Below are 21,381 nucleotides of genomic sequence, written 5' to 3'. Positions count from 1 at the left end.
CCTCACCTTTGGCGATTTATCCGCAATCGCGGCTGCATCGGCCGGTTATGCCGACGCCGCTATCGAGCCACTTGATAGAAACCGGCTAACCGCCTCCAGCCTTGATTCACCGGGACCTGACGAGTGATCGCATTCCGGACACTGCAGTTCGAAGCGGTGATCCACTTGCGATAGCTCGGGCTCACCTTCCTCACATTTTGGACAGCGTAGCGGCAGCGCGACATGACCGTCCGCTGCGGTGCCGATCGCTGTCAGCTCGTCGGTCGTGAGCCTGCCTGCTTCGACCAGCGAACACAGCAAACTCGCGATCGCAGGGTCGATGCCCTGCTGGCCGCGTAACGCGGCGACCTCTTTCGTCAAAGCATCCACTTCGTCCGATTGCTCGCGCAGTTGCGCGTCGAGCCGGTCGCCGCGCGCCTTGGCTGCGGCGATCTGCTGGATAAACTCGAACTCCTTGCGACTTGCGTCACGCACCCCCGATTGATAGGTGGCGGCCATGTTGCGTAGTGAATCGAGTTCGACCAGCATCGGCTTCACGCGCCGCTCGGCTTCGGCGATGGCGTCCTTGATCTGTTGCGCATAGTGTTCGGTGCTTTGGCGCAATTCGACGTGGAGTGCATCGATCCGGTCGCGGAGCGCCGCGTTGGTCGTCTGTTCCGTATCGAGCCGTTGACGCAGTGTTTCGTTTTCACTGTCGAGCCGGCGGACCGTTGCCTGCAAGCCGTCCTGGTGAGCGGTCCCATGTGTTGTGGTGCTGGATAGCTCAGTCTCGAGTGCGCGAACGCGCTCCCATGCGGCTTCAGCTCTTAGTTCGCTGCGCTTGATCGCTTCTTCCGACACATCGCGGTGAATTTCCGCTTCTCGCACACGCTGGTCCGCGGCGGTGGCTTGAGCCCGAATTTCCTCGCGTTCGCTGTCGAGGGTCGAGCGGGCATGAACGAGGGCTTCTTCAAAGAGAGCGCCCAACAGTTCTCCGGCGCGATCTTCCAGTGCTTTCGGGATCGCACCGGCACCGACTTTCACGCGCGATACCGTTCTGATGCGTTCCCAGAAATGGTCGATGTCCTTCGGGATATCGCTTGCGCTGCCCGTTTGGGTCAGGTCGCGAACAGTTGCCATGGAGGGACGAATACCCAAATCGAAAAAAAGTCGCTTGCAAGCGTGCAGTGACAATTCCTGCCTGCGTGCCCCACTAGCCCTCAACGATTCAAGCTCGTTACGGATGGTTTGCCGTTCCTGGTCCAGATTCATGTATACCTCGATGTCGCTCGAATTGGATGAATCATAACAATTTACGTATTATTTGCTACGTATTTGTTGGGAGCGGGTGTTAGTCGGCGAGTTGGCGTGTTTTAGGACTACAGGTAGGTCATAAGATCGGAGCAGGTGGCGTTTTTCCGTGAAACAAAACTAAGATTAGCCAATAAGCTATTGTAAATAAAGAGGTTTCATTGATTTCTTTCTGATCGCTCACTGTTTCACGATCGTGTGATGAGTGCTGTGGTGGTGGAAAGGATTTGTCCAAAGGACACGCGGGGAAAGTCTAGAGAGTAATAAAAGTAAACACCCTTGAACCCATGTTAAAAACGTTAACGCCATGGCAATCCTATACCTGGCGGGGGTTCTAGCCCGGTAAGGTGAAGCTTTACGGGAGTGGTGGTGAGGTCTTGCGGGAGTATTGAGTGATGAGGTTCGGGGGCCTTGGTGAGTAGGTCCGGGACAGAACGTGAGTGGGTTCAGGAGCCACCCCAAAAACGCGGTTTGGCTAAAGGTGAGATTTTGCGGGACCTGAGCATCCGGGATCGCCCGGCAGCGCTCAAAAGTCGGTTCCGAGCGTGACTGCCTTGAAGGTGAGCGCTTTCGGGACCACGGTGGATGCCAATTTTTGCCCTTATTGGGGCCTCGTAAACCCCATTGGTGAGTCAAGACAGGAGAAAACGCGAACCGAAGGTGAGACTTTCCGGGGCCTAGGTGTCATTTTTGCCTCAATTCTGGGCATCCGGATGCTTAAGGTGAGTGTTTGCGGGAGCTGGGCTGGATTTCAACCGAAATTGTCGACGGGGTCTTCGATTGCCTTTGAGGAAAGGTGAGCGAATTCGGGAGACCTGGATCGAGACGATCGCCGACTCTGCAAATTACCTGTTTTGACCCAAAGGTGAGGTTTTTCGGGAGTCTTTTTAAGCACTTGTGATCGCTAAGGTGAGGAAATACAGGACCAAAATCGCCGTGATAGGCCGGAAAGGCCCTACGGACGCTGTCAGAGTCGTTCCGATTTTGCGGGCACTGAATTCTTAAGGTGAGGTTTTTCGGGGGCCTTCGGGCGGCAGCCGGAAACGTCCAGATTCATGGGAAAGCTTCTTAAGGTGAGGATATACGGGGGCTCGTACTCAAAACCCGGCTCGCAGGAATTCTCTAACTCAATGAAACCATTGGATAATTTTTGTGCGGCGCGCAAAGGTGAGGTTTTTCGGGGGCGCTTTTTCGTGACCTGTCCAAGCCTCTTCCGGGCTCATTGGTGAGGTTTTTCGGGAGTATTTATCGGTGTTTTTTCATGCCTCCAGGTCTGGAGGCCGCGTCGTTCCGAGCGCTCAGCAGGCATTAAGGTGAGCTTTTTCGGGAGAGTTTGTCGCGACTCGGATTTCATGCTCGCGTGAATGAGGCGTCTGTCTGCCGGATTTGGCAACCTTGGCTCAAATGTGCATGTGGCGATTGCGCCGGACGCAAGTTTTCTCCGGGTTCCCCCTAGCCTATCCGTGGCGAAGAGGTGAAGCGCATCGGCGGCCGCCGATCCAGTGCGAGTGCGAGCTGCTCACAACATGCACCCGGCAAAAATTCATGAGAATTTTTTGAGGTGAGAAGATTCGGGATCGAATCGCTCCCGTTCGAGGCAGGTCGGAAATCGGTCAGTATTTCGGGAGGCCGCAACCTGTAAGGATGCCCTGAACCTGGCGCGAAACGGGTGAGGTGAGGGTTTTCGGGAGTTGCTCGAGGTGAGTCGCGCCTTGTAAACTCACTTCACCGGGAACGGTGAGCCCCGTGCTATAGACGTGTATCACCACAGTCGGTATGCTCACGCCAAATCCCTCCTCGACCAGACGCATGGCCACTAAGCGCGCGAAGAAGACAGACGTAGTCAGCCCGAGCTCGGCCGAATTGCGCAAGGCCGTCGAGGCGATTGCCATCCAGCCCAAGAGCGGCAAGATCACGCTCCTCACCCGCAAGCTGTTCAACGTGCTCCTCGCCGTCGCTCAGCAAGCTGACGAGTCCGGCGATACTTATCGGGCCTTGCTGTCCGACATCGTCGCCAATTCGGCATTCGATTCGAACGACACCGCGCTTGTGAAAGAGCACCTGCGGCGCATGGTGTCGGTGCAGGTTGAATGGAGTACCGGCACGTCCAGCCAGAAACCGGGCCGGAAATGGGGTATTTCCACGCTGATTGCCGACGCGGAAATTCTCGAAGACCCCACTACCCGCCGCGTCTGGGTGGAATTTTCGTTTGCGCCCAAGATCAAGAAGAAGCTGCTCGATCCGGTTCAATATGCGCGGCTGAGTCTGCAATTCCAGAGCCAGTTGCGCAGTAGCGCGGGTCTCGCACTTTACGAGATTTGCGTTCGTTACCTGACCAACCCGAGCCATCTGACGATGCGCGAATCATGGGAATGGTGGCGCCCTATCCTCTCCGGCACACCCGACACCGAAGCGGGCGACGAAGCGAAGCGCGAGTACAAGTACTTCAAGCGCGATTACCTGCGGCCAGCCATCGCTGAAGTGAATGCGGTCACCAACATCTTTGTCGAATTGATCGAACACCGGGAAGGGCGGCGTGTCGCCGAGATCCAGTTCCGCGTGACCGAGCGCAAGCAGCCCATGCTTGCACTCGATGAACACCCCAATGTGTTCGACAGCACCTTGGTCGACCGGATGGTGAAGATCGGTATTCCGCTGAAAGAAGCGCAAACGCTGTACGCCGATAGCGAAGAAAACCGGATTCGCGCGGCTCTGCAGATGACCGAACAACGCATGCGTAGCACGTCCTTGCCCGCGGTGCGTAGCGCGCCGGCTTTGTTCAAGGATGCGTTGAAGAAGGGCTATGCGCCGCCAGTCGAAGTACTGCCGTCCGGTAGCGGCGGCAAAGCCGCGGTGGCTGCGCCGGCGGACGATCTGAAGGCGCGTCTGCTTGGTGAGTACTCAGCAGTTCGCCGCAAGGAAGCGCGCGAACTTTACGACGAGCAAGGTGAGTCCGAGCGGGAGATCGCGAGGAAGTCGTTTGAGGACGACGAGTTGCCGGATCTTGGCACTCACATGCGGGACGACTGGCGCCGTCGTGGGCTGGATTCGAAGATCGTCGAAACGGCATTCTTCGATTGGCTGGCTCGCAAAACGTGGGGCCAACCCACCGACGGCGACCTCCTCGCCTTCACGCTGAGCCAATCGCGCGCGGCGTAGTCATCAAGATCGCATAAGAAAAACGGCGGCCACTCTCGTGCGCCGCCGTATCTTTTCCTGCGGATACTTTCCCCGCTGTTACTTCAACATCTTTTCAATCTGACGAAGAATGTCGTCGCGCTTTTCACGCGTGAGACCCTTCAGGCGCAGTTCGATCCGATCATCCCCATATGATTTCAGATCGCCAACCGCGACGCCACCGAGCTTGATCTCCAGACGCTGTGCATAGCGCTGCCGACCCGCTGGCTTGGTGCTTTCCTGTGCGCTCGCCCTGCCCTTCACGATGTCCGCGACTTGTCGCGTGCTCAGGTCGTCCGAGAGGATTTTGTTGATCAGGCGCAGCGTAGCGTCGGCGCCGCGGGCAGAGTGATAACGGCCCACCTGATAAGCCATGTTCGAGCCGAAGCGGTCGGGCCGTGCGACCATCTCATGCATTACCGCCTCGGGAAGCTTCGCAATCGACAAGGCGACAGCGACGGTCGACTCGTCCAGCCCGAGATGCTCGGCGAGCTCCTTCTGGCTCTGGAAATGTTGCTCGTCGAGAAAGCGTCTCCAGACGACGGCGTTGTCGAACACCGTCTGCGAATCGCGCTGGACGTTGAGGTCGTAGCCGAGCTTATAGCTTTGGATGCCGATCGGCAGATCGATGACGATCGCCTTAACCGATTCCTTGTTCGCTTCTTTAAGCGCCCGCACGCGCCGGCCCCCGTCGCTGACGAAGTAGGTGCCAGGATTGTCGTAATCGGGAATGACGTGGATCGCCTGCTGCTGGCCCTGCTTCGCCAGATTGACGGCAAGGTCGGCAATCGACGGTTTCAGGTAGAAATGGCGCGGATTGAACGGACTCGGCTTGATCGTTTTGAGCGCGAGTTCGACGACCTGGCCCGGCCGGTAGGCATGTTCGATCCGCCACGCACGGTAGTCCGCCGACTCATTGGCAATCGCGACGGCGTCCGCTTCCGAGACGTCCTGCGACATGACCGACTGGATGGTGCGGCTCGGTACATCGCCAGTCTTGGCGCCATTCTTAACCAATCCATCGATCGCATTCAGGCGGTCGAGTGCGGTTCGCTTTTCGCTGCTGGTCGTATCAGGACGTGCTTGAAAGCCTTTGGCGAATTGGGAGGGTTTCATTCAGGGTCCTTTATGCGCATAAATTCAGGGGAGCAGGGCTGCGATCTCGTTGGCGCACGCCCGCACTTCGATGGCGGCAAGCTTGGCGCCGCGATCGTTCATCTGAAGCACTGTCTGTCCTAACGCCATTGCCTGCTTATAGGCTTCGCGCGTCGGGATCTGGGTCTTGAGCAGCGGGAAACCGAGCTCTTCCAACGCGCGCTTCAGTTCACGCGTCAGCATCCGTTTCTCTTCGGTCTTATTCAGCAGAAAGACTGCGCGGAGGTCTTCGTTCATCACCTGAGCTTGTTGAACGAGCTTGACCAGTCCGACACTCGACCAGTAGTCGGCGGGCGACGACGACGTCGGCATGATTGCAACGCTCGCCGCGAGCAACACGACGCCGGACACTTTCTCGGTGATGGAGGGCGGGCAGTCGACGACGATGATGTCGTAGTCAGCCACGAATTTCTTGATCTCACGATGGATCTGGCTGCCGGCTTCGGAGAGGTTGACGACCGGAAAGGGGATGCCGGTGTCGCCGTCTGATGATGCACTGGCCCAGTGGATCAGTGTGTTTTGACCATCTGCGTCTACGACGAGGACGCGCTTGCCTTTCTCATGGAACGCAGCGCCGAGGTGCATCGCGATTGTGCTCTTCCCGACCCCACCCTTTTGCTGAGTTACCGCGATGATTTCTGCTGCCAATCTTCACCTCCTCTTTTTAGACGCAAATGGATTTTACCTGGATGAATTCGCATTTCAATCGTTTTTGTGTAAACGCGAGAAGAAATAGCCGTTTGGGATAGGTTTATGCGCATAAAGGATGCGAGCGAGGTCGAGCTTTAGCACTGCAGTTGTGGAGCGCGAGCAACGGCAACCGGTTGGTGACGCCTGCGAGATGTCAGGGATGAGGTGACGGAAAAAGCGGAAGTGGCCGCGATCGAGCGCGGTGGCCGGCACACTCGGAGATAGCTGGGAGTGTCAGGCGGCTCGGATTCGATGAGACCTCTTTTGACCCTGGGTCTAGTCTTGCCGTGTGACTTTTGCGAGGCCCGGCGGTCGGCGACGGGAAGCACAAGCGGATCACTATCGGGCCTCGGGAGGCGCGTCGAGTAGCCACCTTTATGCGCATAAACTCCCCCCGAGCATTGCTCACGAGCCGAGCCGTCGTCGCAGAGGAGTTTGAGCGAGCGGGTCGATGCATGATCCTGTTGGCTTGGCTTGGCTTGGCTTGGCTTGGCTTGGCTTGGCTTGGCTTGGCACGGCACGGCACGGCACGGCACGGCACGGCACGGCACGGCACGGCATCTGGGACTGGGACTGGGACTGGGACTGGGACTGGTGGCGAAGGCGCAAGAAGCATCGCTCTCATTCATTCAACGGCAAGCCCACCTCAATACGAATCGAAGCATCCTCCAGAGCTCATGCCAGCCAAAGACACTTAACGACAACCTCCCACGGGCGCTTTATGCGCATAAACCGAACGACACAATCTCCAACGAGCAAAGCCCGTTTCCCGAACTAAACAAATCCCGATCGCTCCGCCCCCTCATCACCCACCCGACTCCCTGCACCCGCTAAAATCCCCACAAGACTCCCAGCAACCCAACACAAGCAACACCCATCTAACCCAACCATGATCACCATTTACCACAACCCCCGTTGTTCAAAATCTCGCGCCGCGTGCGACCTGGTTGCCAGCACCTACAACAGCGCAAACGAGTCAACGGAAATTGTCGAATACCTGAGGCAGCCGCTCACGGTTGCACAGTTGAAGCAACTCAACGCGCAGCTAGGCTGCACAGTCCGCGAGATGATCCGCGACACCGAAGCCGAATACAAAGCGCTCGAACTCTCCGACACTACGTTAAGCGACGCTCAGTTATACGAAGCATTGGCAAAGCATCCCATCCTCCTGCAACGACCGATCGTCGTGCGAAACGGGCGTGCCGTTATTGGCCGCCCGCCGGAAAATGTCGAAGCGCTATTCGCCCAGGCGTCGAACAACACGGCCTAAGTGAACCTAGGCCTTGGCCGGCAATGCAGCGTCCTTCGTCACGATCCTTGTCGGGATGATGCGCAGTTCGCTGAACGTGTCGGCAATACGTTGTTGTTCTGCAAGTACGTTCGCGTCGATGGGCTTGTAGATGTGCGCGTAGTGCCGCAGGCCCGCTTCGATCACGCCTGCGTCCAGTCCCTGGATCGGTGCGAGCTGAGCGGCTGCTTCGCTGTAGTGGCCGCGTACCCACGTCCCTTCTTTACTTACCTCGTCCATCATGATCGCGAGCACGTCGCCGTTTTGCTGCGCAAACGGTCGTGCACTCAGGAAGAACTGATGGTGACTCACGATCCCTTCGGCGTCGGCGAGCAAGCGGGCATTTGACTGGCGTTTTGCCGCTTCGAGGAACGGATCCCAGATCGCCCATGCGTCGATCGCACCACGTTCGAAGGCCGCACGCGCATCGGCGGGCGCCAGAAAAACGGGTTGAATATCGCTGTATTTCACGCCGTTCTTCTGCAATGCGGCGACCAGAAACCAGTGAACGTCGGAGCCTTTATTGAAGGCGATCTTTTTGCCCTTCAGATCGGCTATCGTTTTAATTGGCGCGTCCTGATGCACGAGGATGCCTTCGGCGTGCGGTGTCGGGATTTCATAAGCGGTATAGACGAAGTTCGCGCCTGCCGCCTGCGCGAACACCGGCGGCGCCTCGCCGACATAACCGAAGTCGATCGCGCCGACATTCAATCCTTCGAGCAACTGCGGGCCAGCGGGAAACTCCGTCCACTTGACCGTGATGCCAAGCGGCGCGAGCCGCTTTTCGAGCGTGCCGTGCGCCTTCAGCAACACAAGCGTGTTGGCCGCTTTCTGATAACCGATGCGAAATTCTTTCGCATGCGCATCCGCCGCGAAGACCGACGTGGAGACAATGGGCAAGGCCGCGGCGGCCAGCGAGGCGCCCACGCCGGTGATAAACGCGCGGCGGTTGAGCAGCGGATGACGGGACATAAAAGTGCTCGTTAAAAAGACGGACGCAAAATGGACCGGTTGGCTCCGACGATAATTCGTCTGCAAGCCTGGACGAACCGATAAATTTGCATAAGCAAATCACGCCGGAAGGTACGGGACACGTCAGCGGCCCCTTTCTGCACGCCTGGCGGCGCCAAGCCGCCGCGCCCCGCTACAATCCGTCATCCGCGCGCAGTCGCGGCTGCGTCAACCGAAAAAGGGACATCGTGCATCTGACGACAACACTCGCGCCGTGGTCATCCCACGACACTCAACTGATTTTGTCGTGCGTGCTCGGGCTCGCACTGATTATCGTTTTCATCAGCGTGCTGAAGCTCGCGCCGTTTCTGTCGATTCTGGTCGGCACGTTCGCTGCGGGTTTTTCGGCCGGACTGCCGCTGGAAGCGGTAGCCAGCGCATTTAGCAAAGGCGCCGGTGCGTTGCTCGGCGACGTCGGCATCATCATTGCGCTCGGAGCGATGCTCGGTGCGCTAATGGCGGAATCGGGCGCTGCCGACCGGCTCGTCTCGACCATCCTTAAACATTCCACGCCACGCACGCTACCGTGGATGATGGCGCTGGTGGCAATCATCGTCGGCTTACCGCTTTTCTTTGAAGTCGGTCTGGTAATGATGGTGCCGATCATCTTCGTGATGGCGCGCCGCTCGCAGCAGCCGATTTTGCGTATTGCGATTCCCGCGCTCGCGGGCATGACCACGTTACATGCGCTGCTGCCGCCGCATCCGGGTCCGCTGATCGCGGTGAGCGCGTTGCATGCCGATCTTGGCCTGACACTCGGTCTCGGCCTGATCGTCGCGATTCCGGCGGTTATTCTCGCGGGCCCGGTCTATGGCATCTGGTTGTCGAAACGGATGCACGTGGTCGAGCCTGAAGAAATGGGCAAGCTTTTCACCGCGGCACAGAACACCGGCGAACCGCCGAGTTTCGCAATCTCGCTCATCACGATCCTGTTGCCGGTCGTGTTGATGCTGGGCCGCACGGTCGCCAAACTTCTGCTGCAACCTGAGACCTTCCTGTTCAACGCACTCAACTTTCTGGGTGAGCCGTTGGTCGCGCTCGGCCTCACCGTGCTGTTCGCGGTGGTGGCGTTGGGCTGGTCGCGCGGCATGGCGCGCGATCGGGTCGGCGGCATTCTGCGCAAGAGCTTGCCGCCGATCGCCGCGCTGCTGCTGACCATCGGTGCAGGCGGTGGCCTCAAGCAGGCGCTTGTGGTGGCCGGCATCAGCACGACGATCGGCAAGATCGCCGTTGGCGCGCACATGCCGCTGATTCTGCTGGCGTGGCTGATTGCCGTCGCGCTGCGGCAGGCCACCGGTTCCGCGACGGTTGCGACCACCACGACCGCCGGCATCGTCGCGCCAGTCGTGGCGGGCCTCAGCGCGACTCATAATTCGCTGATGGCGCTCGCGATCGGCGCCGGTTCTGTGTTCTTCTGCCACGTGAATGATGCGGGCTTCTGGATGGTGCGCGAATACTTCGGGCTGCAATTGAAGCAGACGGTTCTGGTCTGGTCGGTGCTGCAGACGATCGTATCCGTCGTCGGCCTCGGATTGACGTTCGCGTTGTGGACCCTGTTGACCTGAGCGCGGCACAGGAGTCGCAAGCGATGGCAGGAATTGACGCTCAACCGTCAATTCCGCATGTGCCTGTCCGCTTACACTGCTTCGGTACATACATACGAGGTGCAGTCCCGCGCCTCGTTCCCCTGCCTACGCGGAGGCACCATGCTTGAACTGAGACCGTCCTGCGAAGGATGCGGTAAATCACTGCCGCCGAACGCGCCCGACGCGATGATCTGCACGTACGAATGCACCTTCTGTGAAGTGTGTGCGCTCAGCACGCTGCGCAATGTGTGTCCGAACTGCGGCGGCAATTTCCAGCATCGGCCGATCCGCACGCGGGCGCAGCTGGTCAAGCATCCGGCTCGCGCCGAAGCGCACCCCGTCGCTATCGACGAACCGTCGCACGCAAGCTTCTTCGAGCGCTACCGAAACACGCCGCCCGGCGAACGCTAAACAAAGCCATCAGCACAAGGCGGCGTCGAGGGCGGCCGCCGTTCGTCGCAGCCCTCGACGCCGCTTCAATGCATCGCTAAAGCCCAGACGCCGCGCTTCAATCGTCGCTGCCACCCGCCCCTGGCGTCGCAATCCCGCTCACCGTGCGCGCCGCCACGCGCAATAGACGGATCTGTTTGCGGTAATTGCGGCAGCCGCTGCAAGTCGGCAGATGCAGCCGGATCGCGACCCATTCGCCGGTCGTCAAACGGCGGTCGAGCGCGTCCGACAACAGGCGCGTGATGTGCTTACACTTCCCCATTCGCATCCTCTCTGGATAGGCCCTTCTCGCTCAAGCAAGTGCGCAAGCGCAGCCGCGCGCGGTAGATCAGCACGCTGCAGTGATTGGCGGTCATCTGTAGTTCGGCGCAGATCGCTTCAGTTTCAAGATCGAGGAATTCGCGCATCATGAACACGCGCCCGATGTGCTCGGGCAGGTGTTCCAGACACATCTCGAACAAGGCCCAGAATTGCTGCTGACGCAGCGCGGTTTCCGGCGTCGGCCAGGGTTGCGGCTTGGTCTCGCGCGACCAGTGGCCGTTGTCCTTGAAGAGCTCGCGATCGAGCAGCGCCTCGCCGTCGATTTCGGATTCGAGCGCCGACAGGTTCACCGTGCGGTGCCGGGCACGCAAGGTGTCGATGAGCTTGTGCCGCAGGATGCCGAACACCCACGTCTTGTGCTCCGATTGCGCGGCAAACCGGTCGGCCTGCGTCCAGGCGGCGGCCAGTGCTTCCTGGACCGCGTCTTCGGCGGCAGCGGCATCGCGCAGTTGCAAACGGGCGAAGCGCAACAGGTCGCGCCGCAGTTGCGTCAGATAGACGGGATCGTCGAGTGCCGGCCCGCTTACTTGCGCCATGGCATGCTCCGTCGCCGCGCTCGCGGTTGCCGCGCGTTTTTTCCTGAATCGCTGTGGTTCATAGGTGGGTGGGTCTCCTCGCGCACTGCCCGGACGTGTGCGCCATTCTCCCGCACGTTCCTGCGCAAGCGAATCGGTATTGAACATGTGCCCGCCAGCAGCGATGACCTGATGACTTTAGTCGTGCCACAGCAGGCTTTATGACGACAAAAAACATTATTGCGCAAAATGAAATCAAGGCTGGAATGGCGAATCGTAACCTGCGGTGCGTGAGTGAGATGTGCAGCCACGTACGCCTCAAACTTGCCCTCAATACGCGTCCGGATTATTTCATTATTTGAAAAAAAGTCTTCTTGTCTTCGGTGTTTTTATGCGGACACTGAATCGCTATTCTTCAGTCCATCGATCGCACCAGATCGCAAACCAAACGCTGAAGAGGAGTATCACCATGAAACGCATTCTTACCGCCCTGATCGCTTCCGTCGCCCTGTTTGCCGCAGCTTCGGGCGCCGCTCAAGCCGCTGCACCGGCTCAATGCAACGGTCCGGCATCGTATTGCAACGTGTTCTTCGGCAACTAATCGTCTGGTGGACGCGGCCTGAAGCATGTCCGGCACAAATCCGCCGACGAAACGAGTTTTCGAAGTCAAAAAGGGCGCCGATAAAGGCGCCTTTTTTGCATTGGATCCAATACTTTTAACGCGCATGGAGGGCACCGCAGAACATGGCCGCAGGTCCATTCCATCGGCGTGCGAGCCTCACGAAACAGAAAGCGGTAACAATACCCTGCACGCTAAAGCAACACTCGCGCCCGGCACGCAAATGCGTCTAATGTTCACTCTTCTAACGTGTTACAGTGAGCCAACAGCTTGCAGTTCTCCTGCGCGTCTTGCGTAGTCCCTCAGGCATCAGCCTCTCATCACCGCGCCCTGAATCGAACGGGGTCCTTTCCCTCTACTTCGCTTTACGGTGTCGTCGGCGTGGCCTGACAAACGCGGCCGCTCTTTACGCGCATCGTTGATTATCGTCGATTAACACCTTGTTTTTCGCTGAAACGCAGCGACTCACCCGGCGTCACGCCGGGCATACAGCCACACGTTTCGAGCGAGATCCTTCACAGGAGACGAACACCATGAGCAATACGATCAGAAGTTACCGGGGCCTCGAGATTTATCCACTGGTTTATCCGCACCAGCCGCGCTCACCCGATGGCGCCCGCCACTACGATGCGGGTTTCGACGCCGCAGTGCGAATCTGCCGGCGCGGCTCCGACGACACCTTGACCACCAGCCGCGTATTCCGCGTGCCGAGCCGTTCTCCGTTTGGCGCGGCCGGCGACGCGCGCATTGCATCGGCGAGTTACGCGGAGCGGGTGATCGACGGCATGGTTGCCGGCCAGTCGATCGCCGGGCTTTGATGCGCGCGCCGATGGCAAGTCACGTTTCCAGACGCGCACAGGGCGCGAATTCCACGCCGCTGACTGGCCGCGCGAACTATCAGGTCGCCGTGTCGTCGCGTCGAACATCCAGTGGGACGGTGCCGACGCTGAAAGTGATGCGGTTGAGCGACGAGCGCGTGATCTACCCCTTTCAGGGCCACGCGGACATGCCGTTTTTTGAAAACGCCGATGCTGCCCAACTATTTGCCGAGACGTACGGCTGGCAGCTTGTGGATGGCGACATCGCCGTCCCGGAATGATTGCTTCGACCGATGCCGCGCGGCTGGATTTTTGTCCGCGCGGGCAGAGAAGAACGTCCGTTTGCCTCAAAACGCCCTAGACCGAAAGCATGCTTGATTGACAAGGCAAAAGTACCAGTTATCCACAAGGTTATTCAGTAAATCTGTGGATAACTTTGAGTGCCACCGGGTTATCCACCGGCAGCATTTTCGAGGCTTGGTCGCGCGCCGCCAGAAGTGGGCCGTTTTTGACCGCGCCGTCGTCATCCCGCGTAGCTTTGCCTATGATGGACAGTTCGTACCCTTTCGCGCGTCAAGCGCATCACCTCAAGGAAACGAACATGGCCTATCACATCGCAGTTGTCGTCGGCAGCCTGCGCCGCGAGTCGTTTAACCGCCAATTGGCGCAAGCCGTGATTTCCCTCGCGCCCGCCGACTTCACATTCGAATTCCTCGATATCGGCTCCCTGCCTCTTTATAGCCAGGACTACGACGCCGACTATCCGGAAGTCGCCAAACACCTGAAGCAGCGCATCGAAGCCGCCGACGGCCTGCTGTTCGTCACTCCTGAGTACAACCGTTCCATACCGGGCGTTCTAAAGAATGCGCTCGACTGGGGCTCGCGGCCGTGGGGCACCAATTCGTGGGCAAACAAACCCGGCGCGGTGATCGGCACCTCCCTCGGCGCGACCGGCACGGCGCTGGCGCAACAGCATCTGCGCAATGTGCTGGCGTACCTCGATGTCGCCACGCTCGGCCAACCTGAGGTGTTCATCAAGCACGACCCGGCGGCCATTAACGAGAAGGGCGAGATCGTGAACGACGGTACGCGTAAGTTTTTGCAGACTTTCGTCGACCGCTACGTCGCGTGGGTCAAACGTCAGACCGCTGCCTGACAGCGACTTCGCGGATACGTTTCACCCGGGCAGCGCCGCCCTTGCCATGACTTCACGGCACGCCGGCGCTGCCCCTACGTTCGCCTACACGTGGTGATGCCCCGTGACCCGTTCCCAGCCGTGACGCACGGCGAGCTTGAAGCGCTCCCATGTGCTCTCCGATGAGGTGGTTTCCCAATGGCGCCGGGCTTCGGGCTCGACATCGTCCCACGGCTGGTCGCGATAACGCGCATCCCGACCGATCTCCGCGCCGTAGCGATAGGCCGGCACGTAATCTTCGTAGCGCCCGTTCCCGGCTGCGTATTGCTCGTCGAAGTGCGTGCGGAAATCCTCTTCGTATTCCAGATACTCGTTCGGCATCTGGCCGCCTAAACCGGCGGTCGGCTGTCCTGCTTCGGATACGACTTCCGACGGCTGCAAGATCGCGCCCGAGCCCGGCATCGAGCCGGCGGCGATCGCGGTGCGTCCCGCATCGCCGACCAACGGGTCGTTGGTGACTGGCTCGTTGAGCGGGTCGCGCATTGGCCGCTCAGACAGTGGCGGCGGGACGAACGGCTCGGCGTCGGTACCCATGAGCGGCGGCGGATAGAGTGGGTCGGCCGAAGTCGCAGGCCGGGTGGTGGACCCCGGCGTCGCTACGCTCGAGGTGTGCGGTGTGCCGGGCGTCACTGCGCCGATGCCGAGTTCGTCGAGTATCGAATGATCGCGGCTCGATTCTGGCTGCATATCCCAATTGGGTGAACGTTCGCCGATGTCGGTCGCGCCCAGTCTCTTCAAGGTATTACGCGCGAGTTCCGCGTGCGATTCGCTTGCCGCGCTTACGCAGACCAGTACGGCGCCGCGGCGCACGGCTTCGGCATAGCGGGCCGCATCCGACGCTCGGGAGCCGCTCGCAAACAGGCTCGACAGAAAGCGCTCGATATTGGCAAGCACGCCGGAACTGGCAACCTCATCGGTTGCTGAGCCGACGGAGGGTTCTGGATTTGCCTGCAACTCGATCGTTTCACGTGCAAAACCCGTCTGCACAAGCGTATCGCGCGCGACTTCCGCTTGAGAATAAGTGTCGAATAACCCAATCACGGTGTGTCGCATGGCTGTCTCCCGACGTTTTAGGTGGAACGGACGGCGTTACAACGCGCCGGCCTTCCTCCCTGAAAACGTCGCAACGATCATGCCGGGGCCAGCTTGACGCGCCTGCACGCCCGCTGCTGCCAGCTTGTGCCGATTCGGTCATGCAGAAGCGTGACATGCCACGCCGTGCATTTTTACAACCGCCGGTAATTGGCGACGACGCTGAAACGGCAGGTTTTAGCCGGCCGGGTGTGCCGCCGCGGCCGGATCGGCGCCCGTCTGCGCCAGCTCGCGCTGGATCGCTTGCAGGAGTTTTTCCAGCAACGCGATATCGAAAGGTTTGGACAACACCCGCACGTCCACATGCCGTGCACGGTCGAGTTCTTCCGCGTAGCCGGTGACCAGAATGACCGGCAGCCTGGTGTCGAAAGCCTGCACGGCTTCGGCCAGGTCGATGCCGTTCATCGTGCCGGGCATGTGGATGTCTGACAGCACCAGATCGAACGGCAGCGGCTCGCCGGTGCGCGCTTGCCTCGCGTGAGCGTCGTCGAACAGGCGCAGCGCAGTATCGGCATTGAAGACGCACGTGACCTGGTGGCCCATCATCTGCAATAACGCCTCAGTGCCTGCAGCGACTTCGTCGTTGTCCTCGACCAGCAGGATGCGCAAGCCGTGCGGCACGCCGCTTTCCTCGACGCCTGGCTCAGCCGGCGATTCGGTCTCGGGTGCGGCCGTGGCGCGCGGCAGATAGAGGCGCACCGAGGTGCCCGCGCCGATTGCGCTGTCGATCGCGGCCAGCCCGCCGGAGCGCTCGCAGAAGGCGAAAACCTGCGGCAGCCCGAGACCCGTGCCCATGCCTTTCGGCTTCGTCGTGAAGAGCGGTTCGAAGGCACGTGCGAGTACTTCAGGCGGCATGCCGCCGCCGGTGTCTTCAAGCGACAGTTGCACGAAGTCGCCGGTCAACGGAAAGCCGTCCTCGTGGCGGAAGTTGATATTGGCGGCTCGCACGGTGAAGCGGCCGCCGTTCGGCATAGCGTCGCGCGCGTTCACCGCGATGTTGATCAGCGCCAGCTCAAGCTCTGCGACGTCGACACGCATCGGCCAGATATCGACGCCGATATCCATCACCAGCGAGATCTTCGCGCCGAGCGACGCGCGCAGCAATTCGCGGCATGCCGGCAGCCAGCGTTCGAGTGCCAGCGTCTCGTTGCGCAACGGCTGCTTGCGCGCGACGCCGAGCAATTGCCGCGTAAGCGACTGGCCGCCCTTGAGCGCCCGTTCCATCGCCGACAATTCGCGGTCGAGCCCCGGCGTGCCGCGCCGCCGCGCGATCTGCACGTTGGCCGAAACGATCATAAGCAGGTTGTTGAAATCGTGCGCCACGCTGCCGACCAGATTGCCGAGCGCTTCCATTTTGCGCGACTGACGATACGCGGATTCGATCGAGCGGCGCATCGAGGCTTCGGCCTGCCAGCGCTCCCACGCTTCCTCTTCGGCGCCAAGGCGCCGCAGCGACAGCCAGATCACGCACCACAATACGATGGACGGCGTGAACATCGACAGGATCAGCACGCTCAGGTGCCGGTACCACGCGGCCCAGATCGCCGAGGTGCGATAGCCGCACGACACGTACACCGGATAGGCGCCGACGCGGCGGAATGCGAGGATCACATTGTCATCGTCGATGTCGGAATGCATCCGTACGACGCCGGCTCGCCGCCCTTGCGCGAGCGCTTGAGCCAGTGGCGAAGTCGGCGCCACCGTCATCGGCTCACGCGGGCGGCGCGGATAATGCGCGAGGACCGCGCCGTCGGTGCGGAGCAGGCTCATGGTCATCGGCGTGCTATCGCTGCCGCCGAGCAGTTCCCGGTAAAACGCATCGAAATAGCTGGGCCGCAGCGCCACCGAGACGACCCCGGCAAACGAGCCGTCGGCGGCGACCCGTTCCACGCCGGTGTTGAACACCTGCTCGCCCACGACATGTCCTGTCATCACCTTCGAGACATGCTCGAGGCCCTTGCCGTCGCGAATACCGATGAAATCTTCGCGATCGGCAATCGACAACACCGGTGCGGGATAGAAACGACTGGTGGCGAGCAGATCGCCCTCACGGCCGAAAATCGAAACGGCTGCCACCTGCGGATAGCCACCGCCCATGGTGCGCAGCTTCTCGTGAATCTCGCCCTCCTGAGCGCGAATGCCGTTGTCGTCCAGACCTTGTGTCAGATCGACGATGCGTGCGTCCAGCGTCTCGTTCATGTCGAACACTTTCAGCGCGTGCTCTTCCGCCACGCGCACGGTGCGCAGCGTCATGTCGGTCGCGTCGGCCATGCGCCCGCGCAGATCGCTGAACGCCATCGCCGCGACGTACACGCATGGCAACACGATCGCTGCGACCAGCAGCGCGATCAGTGTGATGCGCCGGACGTGGAAATTCTGTTCAGGCACGGCTGGGAACCGCGCCTCGTCCTGGCGGCTAGCGGGACGGCGGCTCGCTTCGGGCGGGTCGAACCGGTCTGGTGTCATGGTCGGTAACGCTAAGGTCGTTCGGGACGGAAGTCAGCTTCATACAGAAAGCATAGACATGCAGCGGCAGTACTGGTTACTGTGACGAATGATCGCCCCCTGATTTGTCCACCGTTTGAATCAGTGACAAATCGAGAAGCGCAAACGTACACAAAAGTATAAATGCAAAAGAAAGCGTTCTGAATCTATCAAAATTTTTTCAAAAATAGCAATTAATCGGAAAATCTCTTTAGCCAATGCGAAATTGGCGAGTTGCCTTTCCGCCGTTTTGCTTCGAAAATCGATGCCATCATAAATAATGTGTCCGCCATGTTCGGATGCATCTGCCGCGAGGGCCGCCCGACAACGCGCACAACGCGTGGCCGTGGGCGCTCGCGGAAACAGGCGCGCGGCAAGGGGACCAGCCCGATCCGTGAAGCCGCGCGGATTCATCTACGGGGTAGGCTTCGAACATGCCGGTCATAGCCGTCGTCCACCGTGCTTGCACGCACCCATGCGTGTCCACGGGTTCCGTCAAAAGCGCCTCGCTGCGCGCTTTCCCCGCTCGTTTGCAAGCTGCATTCTCGCAAGCTTCAGCCCGCTTTACCGCTGGTCGACAGATCACGCGCTAAAGAAACCCACTCTACCCGCCGTTAACGCGCAAGAGCTAATTCTGCTTACTCACCCGCCCATGCCTTTGCCTATTGTGATCGCCGACGATTCGTTGCTTGCCCGCAAGGTGCTCACCAAGGCATTGCCGCCGGACTGGGATGTCGACGTGTCCTACGCCACAAACGGGCGCGAAGCGCTCGGCCTGTATCGCGAAGGCAAAGCGTCGGTGATGTTCCTCGACCTGACGATGCCGGACATGACCGGCTATCAGGTGCTGGAAGCCTTGCAGCATGAGGACCTGAATACCTTCGTCATCGTCGTCTCCGCCGATGTTCAGCCGATGGCCCAGTCGCGCGTGCGCGCGCTCGGCGCCGCCGCATTCATCGCCAAGCCCGTGACGCCCGAGGCGGTACTACCCATCCTCAAGGAGTACGGGTTGTATGTCTGAGCCAGTCCTCACCGAAGATCAGCGCGACGCGCTGCAGGAGGTCGCCAATCTGGCGATGGGCCAGGCCGCGACGCGTCTCGCGCGCCTGCTCGATGCGTTCATCGAATTGTCGGTGCCGCGCGTGAAGGTGGTGGCGGTGAGCGAGGCGGCAGCGGCGCTGCGCGAGATGACCGGGATCGAGGACACGGTGAGCGCGGTGCGTCAGGGCTTTCGTTCCGACATCAAGGGCGAAGCGCTGGTGATCTGCCGCAGCGACAGCATCGACCAGTTGTGTTCGCTCGTGAGCGACCCGTACTCGCGCTCGAGCTACGAGACGGTGAGCCAGAAAGAACTCGTGTTTGACGTGGCGAACGTGCTGACGGGTGCGTGTGTCTCGTGCATTCTCGACCAGCTCGGCCGCACGCCGGTCTTCTCCGCGCCGGGCCTGCTCGGCGAAGCGATGACGCTCGACGAAGTGTTTCAGCCCGGCATGTTGCAATGGGAAGTCGCGCTGCTGGTCGAAGTCAATTTCGCGCTCGAGGACCAGAGTTTCCGCGCGCACCTCGTCATGCTGATGGCTGAAGAATCGATTCGGCACATGAACGAGGCGCTCGACGAGCTGTTGTCCAGCCTATGAATGTGCCTGTGGAGTCGTTGAGCGATCTGGTTGTCGAACGTGTCGGTTTCGGTATCTTCGTGCTTGATCGTGACATGCACGTGCTGATGTGGAATCGCTTCATGCAGGATCACAGCGGCTTGTCGCCGGAGCAGGTGGTCGACAAATCGCTCTTCACGCATTTTCCGGAATTGCCGCGCGTGTGGCTGTCGCGCAAGATCGAAAGCGTGTTTCAGCTCGGCAGTTTCGCGTTCAGTTCGTGGGAGCAGCGCCCGTACCTCTTCAAGTTCGATCACGACCGGCCGATTACCGGCGGCGTCGATTTCATGCAGCAGGACTGCACGTTCATGCCGCTGATGCGCGATCGCGAAGTGGTGGCCGTATGCGTGACCATCTCCGATGTCACGCATGTCAGCATCGTGCAGCGCGAACGTGAAGAAGCGGTCGCCAAGCTGCAGGAATACGCGGACCGCGACGGTTTGACGGGCATCGCCAACCGGCGTTACTTCGAAGCGCGCCTGCGCGACGAATACACGCGCTGGCAGCGCTACGGCGGTGAAATGTCCGTGCTGCTGTTCGATCTCGATCACTTCAAGAAAATCAACGACCAGTTCGGCCACGGCGTCGGCGATACGGTGTTGCGCGTGATGGCGCAGCGGGTCGCCGAGGTGGTGCGGGCGCAGGACACCTTCGGGCGTTTCGGTGGCGAGGAGTTTGCCTTGCTGTTGCCGTGTACGCCGCTCGAAGACGCAATGCGGGTCGCGGAAAAGATCCGCCGCACGATCGCCGACACGCCGGTCGACGTGCAGGGCACGAGCGTGCCGGTAACGGCCAGCGTCGGTGGCGCGACGGCGCGCGCGGGCGTGCCGGCGTACGACGTGCTCATCAACGAAGCCGATGCGGCGCTGTATAGCGCGAAGCGGCAGGGGCGCAACCGCTCGGTCGCGTTCACCTGACAACCACAGTGTGGTTGCGCACGCCGGATGGGGAGCAGGACGTACGTCGCTCCGTCCGACGTGCGCTCACCAGCGAGTTCGCGTCTGCTTCCGGCCCCTTATTCGCCCCCAAACTACGGCATCTCACAAAGGTTGTTATACTTTTCGCCGTTTCCGGCATCCCTGCCGGGTGTTTCGCGCGTGTCCGCGCGCGCGGGCTGCTCGCCCTGCGGGTAGGCATTAAAATTTCTTGAACGCCTTTCAGCGGGCGCCTCCAGCGGAGATCGTCTTGGCTGTTTCCAATCTTGTCGTGGACGATACAGAAATCGACGCCGCTGCCGCCACGTCCGGCAGCTCGTTTTATCTCGCGATGCGTATCCTGCCGGCCGCGCAGCGCGACGCGATGTATCAGGTCTACGCGTTCTGCCGCGCTGTCGACGATATCGCCGACAGTGACTTGCCGCGCGCCGAACGCGCCGCCGCGCTCGAGCGCTGGCGCGCCGACATCGACGCGTGTTACGCCGGCGCGCCGCGCCCTTCCTTGCGCGCGCTGACGCGGCACATTCATACGTTTCACCTGCAACGCGAAGATTTTCACGCGATGATCGACGGCATGGCGATGGACGCTGCCGAGGACATCTGCGCACCCGACGAAGCCACGCTCGATCTGTACTGCGACCGTGTCGCCAGCGCGGCGGGCCGTCTATCGGTGAGAATATTCGGGATGCAGGAAGAGCCTGGCCGGTTGCTCGCGCACCATCTCGGCCGCGCACTGCAACTGACCAACATCCTGCGCGATATCGACGAAGATGCCGGTATCAGCCGCTGCTACCTGCCGCACGAATTGCTGGCGCGCGAAGGTATCGCGGTGACGAACCCGGCGCAGATCGCAGACGATCCGTCTCTGCCGCGCGTCTGCGCCACGCTTGCCGAGCGCGCCAAGCAGCATTTCGCGGCCTCCGACGCGATCATGGACCGTGAGCCGCGCAGCCACGTGCGTGCACCGCGCATCATGTCGGGCGTCTATCGCGTGCTGCTCGAACGCACGCTCGATCGCGGTTTCGACATTCCGCGTACGAAGGTCAGCAAGCCGAAACTGCGCTTGTTGTGGATCGTCGCGCGTTACGCGCTCTTCTGAG

General features: G+C 60.4%; 21 protein-coding genes. 12 read left to right on the top strand and 9 right to left on the bottom strand.

Annotated elements, in window-relative coordinates:
* Positions 1-45: 45 nt before the first annotated feature.
* Positions 46-1,251 (bottom strand): DNA-binding protein, encoded by a 1,206-nt coding sequence (locus ACUN0E_RS05970; RefSeq protein WP_445565953.1) that lies wholly within the window; start codon positions 1,249-1,251, stop codon positions 46-48.
* Between the two features lie 1,848 nt (positions 1,252-3,099).
* On the opposite strand from ACUN0E_RS05970, the gene ACUN0E_RS05965 reads away from it, so the two are divergent.
* On the top strand, positions 3,100-4,449 hold the full coding sequence (locus ACUN0E_RS05965) for a replication initiation protein (RefSeq protein WP_408240781.1): 1,350 nt from the start codon (positions 3,100-3,102) through the stop codon (positions 4,447-4,449).
* Positions 4,450-4,527: 78 nt separating this feature from the next.
* Here ACUN0E_RS05965 and ACUN0E_RS05960 read toward each other — a convergent pair whose 3' ends face one another.
* Together ACUN0E_RS05960 and parA are read right to left on the bottom strand one after the other, a co-directional pair.
* The gene (locus tag ACUN0E_RS05960) at positions 4,528-5,583 is read right to left on the bottom strand and encodes a ParB/RepB/Spo0J family partition protein (protein WP_445565952.1); all 1,056 of its coding nucleotides are present in this window, start codon (positions 5,581-5,583) and stop codon (positions 4,528-4,530) included.
* A 24-nt stretch (positions 5,584-5,607) separates the two neighbouring features.
* Positions 5,608-6,270 carry a ParA family partition ATPase gene (gene parA, locus ACUN0E_RS05955; RefSeq protein ID WP_063498136.1) on the bottom strand — a complete coding sequence of 221 codons (663 nt, stop codon included), beginning with the start codon at positions 6,268-6,270 and terminating at the stop codon, positions 5,608-5,610.
* A gap of 931 nt (positions 6,271-7,201) precedes the next feature.
* Here parA and arsC point away from each other — a divergent pair.
* Positions 7,202-7,582 carry an arsenate reductase (glutaredoxin) gene (gene arsC, locus ACUN0E_RS05950; protein WP_445565951.1) on the top strand — a complete coding sequence of 127 codons (381 nt, stop codon included), beginning with the start codon at positions 7,202-7,204 and terminating at the stop codon, positions 7,580-7,582.
* Between the two features lie 6 nt (positions 7,583-7,588).
* On the opposite strand, the gene ACUN0E_RS05945 is transcribed toward arsC, so the two are convergent.
* Positions 7,589-8,572, bottom strand: a complete 984-nt coding sequence (locus tag ACUN0E_RS05945) for a sulfonate ABC transporter substrate-binding protein (RefSeq protein ID WP_445565950.1) — start codon at positions 8,570-8,572, stop codon at positions 7,589-7,591.
* Positions 8,573-8,799: 227 nt separating this feature from the next.
* Here ACUN0E_RS05945 and ACUN0E_RS05940 point away from each other — a divergent pair, with 227 nt between their 5' ends.
* Together ACUN0E_RS05940 and ACUN0E_RS05935 are read left to right on the top strand one after the other, a co-directional pair.
* Positions 8,800-10,176 (top strand): GntT/GntP/DsdX family permease, encoded by a 1,377-nt coding sequence (locus ACUN0E_RS05940; RefSeq protein WP_408241115.1) that lies wholly within the window; start codon positions 8,800-8,802, stop codon positions 10,174-10,176.
* Positions 10,177-10,317: 141 nt separating this feature from the next.
* On the top strand, positions 10,318-10,608 hold the full coding sequence (locus tag ACUN0E_RS05935) for a DUF1272 domain-containing protein (RefSeq protein WP_408389757.1): 291 nt from the start codon (positions 10,318-10,320) through the stop codon (positions 10,606-10,608).
* A gap of 97 nt (positions 10,609-10,705) precedes the next feature.
* Here the strand turns inward: ACUN0E_RS05935 and ACUN0E_RS05930 are convergent, their stop codons facing one another.
* On the bottom strand, positions 10,706-10,909 hold the full coding sequence (locus tag ACUN0E_RS05930) for a zf-HC2 domain-containing protein (protein WP_054034200.1): 204 nt from the start codon (positions 10,907-10,909) through the stop codon (positions 10,706-10,708).
* Positions 10,896-11,504 (bottom strand): RNA polymerase factor sigma-70, encoded by a 609-nt coding sequence (locus ACUN0E_RS05925; protein WP_445565949.1) that lies wholly within the window; start codon positions 11,502-11,504, stop codon positions 10,896-10,898. Before ACUN0E_RS05925 ends, ACUN0E_RS05930 begins: the two co-directional genes overlap by 14 nt.
* A gap of 448 nt (positions 11,505-11,952) precedes the next feature.
* Between ACUN0E_RS05925 and ACUN0E_RS05920 the strand changes: the two genes are divergently transcribed.
* The 4 genes from ACUN0E_RS05920 to ACUN0E_RS05905 all read left to right on the top strand — a co-directional run bounded on the left by ACUN0E_RS05920 (position 11,953) and on the right by ACUN0E_RS05905 (position 14,076).
* Positions 11,953-12,084, top strand: a complete 132-nt coding sequence (locus ACUN0E_RS05920; RefSeq protein WP_256737959.1) for a hypothetical protein — start codon at positions 11,953-11,955, stop codon at positions 12,082-12,084.
* Between the two features lie 551 nt (positions 12,085-12,635).
* The gene (locus ACUN0E_RS05915) at positions 12,636-12,920 is read left to right on the top strand and encodes a hypothetical protein (RefSeq protein ID WP_408241104.1); all 285 of its coding nucleotides are present in this window, start codon (positions 12,636-12,638) and stop codon (positions 12,918-12,920) included.
* The gene (locus ACUN0E_RS05910) at positions 12,920-13,201 is read left to right on the top strand and encodes a DUF6723 family protein (protein WP_408241101.1); all 282 of its coding nucleotides are present in this window, start codon (positions 12,920-12,922) and stop codon (positions 13,199-13,201) included. The genes ACUN0E_RS05915 and ACUN0E_RS05910 overlap by 1 nt, the downstream gene beginning before the upstream one ends.
* Before the next feature lie 320 nt (positions 13,202-13,521).
* Positions 13,522-14,076, top strand: a complete 555-nt coding sequence (locus ACUN0E_RS05905) for an NADPH-dependent FMN reductase (RefSeq protein ID WP_408241098.1) — start codon at positions 13,522-13,524, stop codon at positions 14,074-14,076.
* A gap of 84 nt (positions 14,077-14,160) precedes the next feature.
* Here the strand turns inward: ACUN0E_RS05905 and ACUN0E_RS05900 are convergent, their stop codons facing one another.
* The 3 genes from ACUN0E_RS05900 to ACUN0E_RS05890 form a co-directional block, all read right to left on the bottom strand.
* Entirely contained in the window at positions 14,161-15,168 is a 1,008-nt protein-coding gene (locus ACUN0E_RS05900; protein ID WP_445565948.1) for a hypothetical protein, read from the bottom strand.
* A 216-nt stretch (positions 15,169-15,384) separates the two neighbouring features.
* Positions 15,385-17,673, bottom strand: a complete 2,289-nt coding sequence (locus tag ACUN0E_RS05895) for an ATP-binding protein (protein ID WP_445565947.1) — start codon at positions 17,671-17,673, stop codon at positions 15,385-15,387.
* 120 nt (positions 17,674-17,793) lie between these two features.
* Positions 17,794-18,105, bottom strand: coding sequence for a hypothetical protein (locus ACUN0E_RS05890; RefSeq protein WP_445565946.1), 312 nt, complete (start codon positions 18,103-18,105; stop codon positions 17,794-17,796).
* A 238-nt stretch (positions 18,106-18,343) separates the two neighbouring features.
* Between ACUN0E_RS05890 and ACUN0E_RS05885 the strand changes: the two genes are divergently transcribed.
* The 4 genes from ACUN0E_RS05885 (at position 18,344) to hpnD (ending at position 21,380) form a co-directional block, all read left to right on the top strand.
* Positions 18,344-18,712, top strand: a complete 369-nt coding sequence (locus tag ACUN0E_RS05885) for a response regulator (protein ID WP_028195969.1) — start codon at positions 18,344-18,346, stop codon at positions 18,710-18,712.
* On the top strand, positions 18,705-19,328 hold the full coding sequence (locus tag ACUN0E_RS05880; RefSeq protein WP_445565945.1) for a chemotaxis protein CheC: 624 nt from the start codon (positions 18,705-18,707) through the stop codon (positions 19,326-19,328). The genes ACUN0E_RS05885 and ACUN0E_RS05880 overlap by 8 nt, the downstream gene beginning before the upstream one ends.
* Complete coding sequence (locus tag ACUN0E_RS05875) at positions 19,325-20,263, top strand: sensor domain-containing diguanylate cyclase (protein ID WP_445565944.1); 939 nt, start codon at positions 19,325-19,327, stop codon at positions 20,261-20,263. Before ACUN0E_RS05880 ends, ACUN0E_RS05875 begins: the two co-directional genes overlap by 4 nt.
* Before the next feature lie 268 nt (positions 20,264-20,531).
* Positions 20,532-21,380, top strand: a complete 849-nt coding sequence (hpnD, locus tag ACUN0E_RS05870; RefSeq protein WP_445565943.1) for a presqualene diphosphate synthase HpnD — start codon at positions 20,532-20,534, stop codon at positions 21,378-21,380.
* Position 21,381 lies beyond the last annotated feature (1 nt).

The sequence above is a fragment of the Paraburkholderia sp. D1E genome, from assembly GCF_052682275.1.
Note: the sequence above shows the minus strand (reverse complement) of the source record. Positions and strands in the feature narration are given on the sequence as shown.

Bases quoted from the DNA above. Each gene is read 5' to 3' on its own strand.
- ACUN0E_RS05970 (WP_445565953.1), bottom strand. From the start codon at position 1,251: ATGAATCTGGACCAGGAACGGCAAACCATCCGTAACGAGCTTGAATCG.
- ACUN0E_RS05965 (WP_408240781.1), top strand. From the start codon at position 3,100: ATGGCCACTAAGCGCGCGAAGAAGACAGACGTAGTCAGCCCGAGCTCG.
- ACUN0E_RS05960 (WP_445565952.1), bottom strand. From the start codon at position 5,583: ATGAAACCCTCCCAATTCGCCAAAGGCTTTCAAGCACGTCCTGATACG.
- arsC (WP_445565951.1), top strand. From the start codon at position 7,202: ATGATCACCATTTACCACAACCCCCGTTGTTCAAAATCTCGCGCCGCG.
- ACUN0E_RS05945 (WP_445565950.1), bottom strand. From the start codon at position 8,572: ATGTCCCGTCATCCGCTGCTCAACCGCCGCGCGTTTATCACCGGCGTG.
- ACUN0E_RS05935 (WP_408389757.1), top strand. From the start codon at position 10,318: ATGCTTGAACTGAGACCGTCCTGCGAAGGATGCGGTAAATCACTGCCG.
- ACUN0E_RS05930 (WP_054034200.1), bottom strand. From the start codon at position 10,909: ATGGGGAAGTGTAAGCACATCACGCGCCTGTTGTCGGACGCGCTCGAC.
- ACUN0E_RS05925 (WP_445565949.1), bottom strand. From the start codon at position 11,504: ATGGCGCAAGTAAGCGGGCCGGCACTCGACGATCCCGTCTATCTGACG.
- ACUN0E_RS05920 (WP_256737959.1), top strand. From the start codon at position 11,953: ATGAAACGCATTCTTACCGCCCTGATCGCTTCCGTCGCCCTGTTTGCC.
- ACUN0E_RS05915 (WP_408241104.1), top strand. From the start codon at position 12,636: ATGAGCAATACGATCAGAAGTTACCGGGGCCTCGAGATTTATCCACTG.
- ACUN0E_RS05910 (WP_408241101.1), top strand. From the start codon at position 12,920: ATGCGCGCGCCGATGGCAAGTCACGTTTCCAGACGCGCACAGGGCGCG.
- ACUN0E_RS05905 (WP_408241098.1), top strand. From the start codon at position 13,522: ATGGCCTATCACATCGCAGTTGTCGTCGGCAGCCTGCGCCGCGAGTCG.
- ACUN0E_RS05900 (WP_445565948.1), bottom strand. From the start codon at position 15,168: ATGCGACACACCGTGATTGGGTTATTCGACACTTATTCTCAAGCGGAA.
- ACUN0E_RS05895 (WP_445565947.1), bottom strand. From the start codon at position 17,673: ATGACACCAGACCGGTTCGACCCGCCCGAAGCGAGCCGCCGTCCCGCT.
- ACUN0E_RS05890 (WP_445565946.1), bottom strand. From the start codon at position 18,105: ATGAATCCGCGCGGCTTCACGGATCGGGCTGGTCCCCTTGCCGCGCGC.
- ACUN0E_RS05885 (WP_028195969.1), top strand. From the start codon at position 18,344: ATGCCTTTGCCTATTGTGATCGCCGACGATTCGTTGCTTGCCCGCAAG.
- ACUN0E_RS05880 (WP_445565945.1), top strand. From the start codon at position 18,705: ATGTCTGAGCCAGTCCTCACCGAAGATCAGCGCGACGCGCTGCAGGAG.
- ACUN0E_RS05875 (WP_445565944.1), top strand. From the start codon at position 19,325: ATGAATGTGCCTGTGGAGTCGTTGAGCGATCTGGTTGTCGAACGTGTC.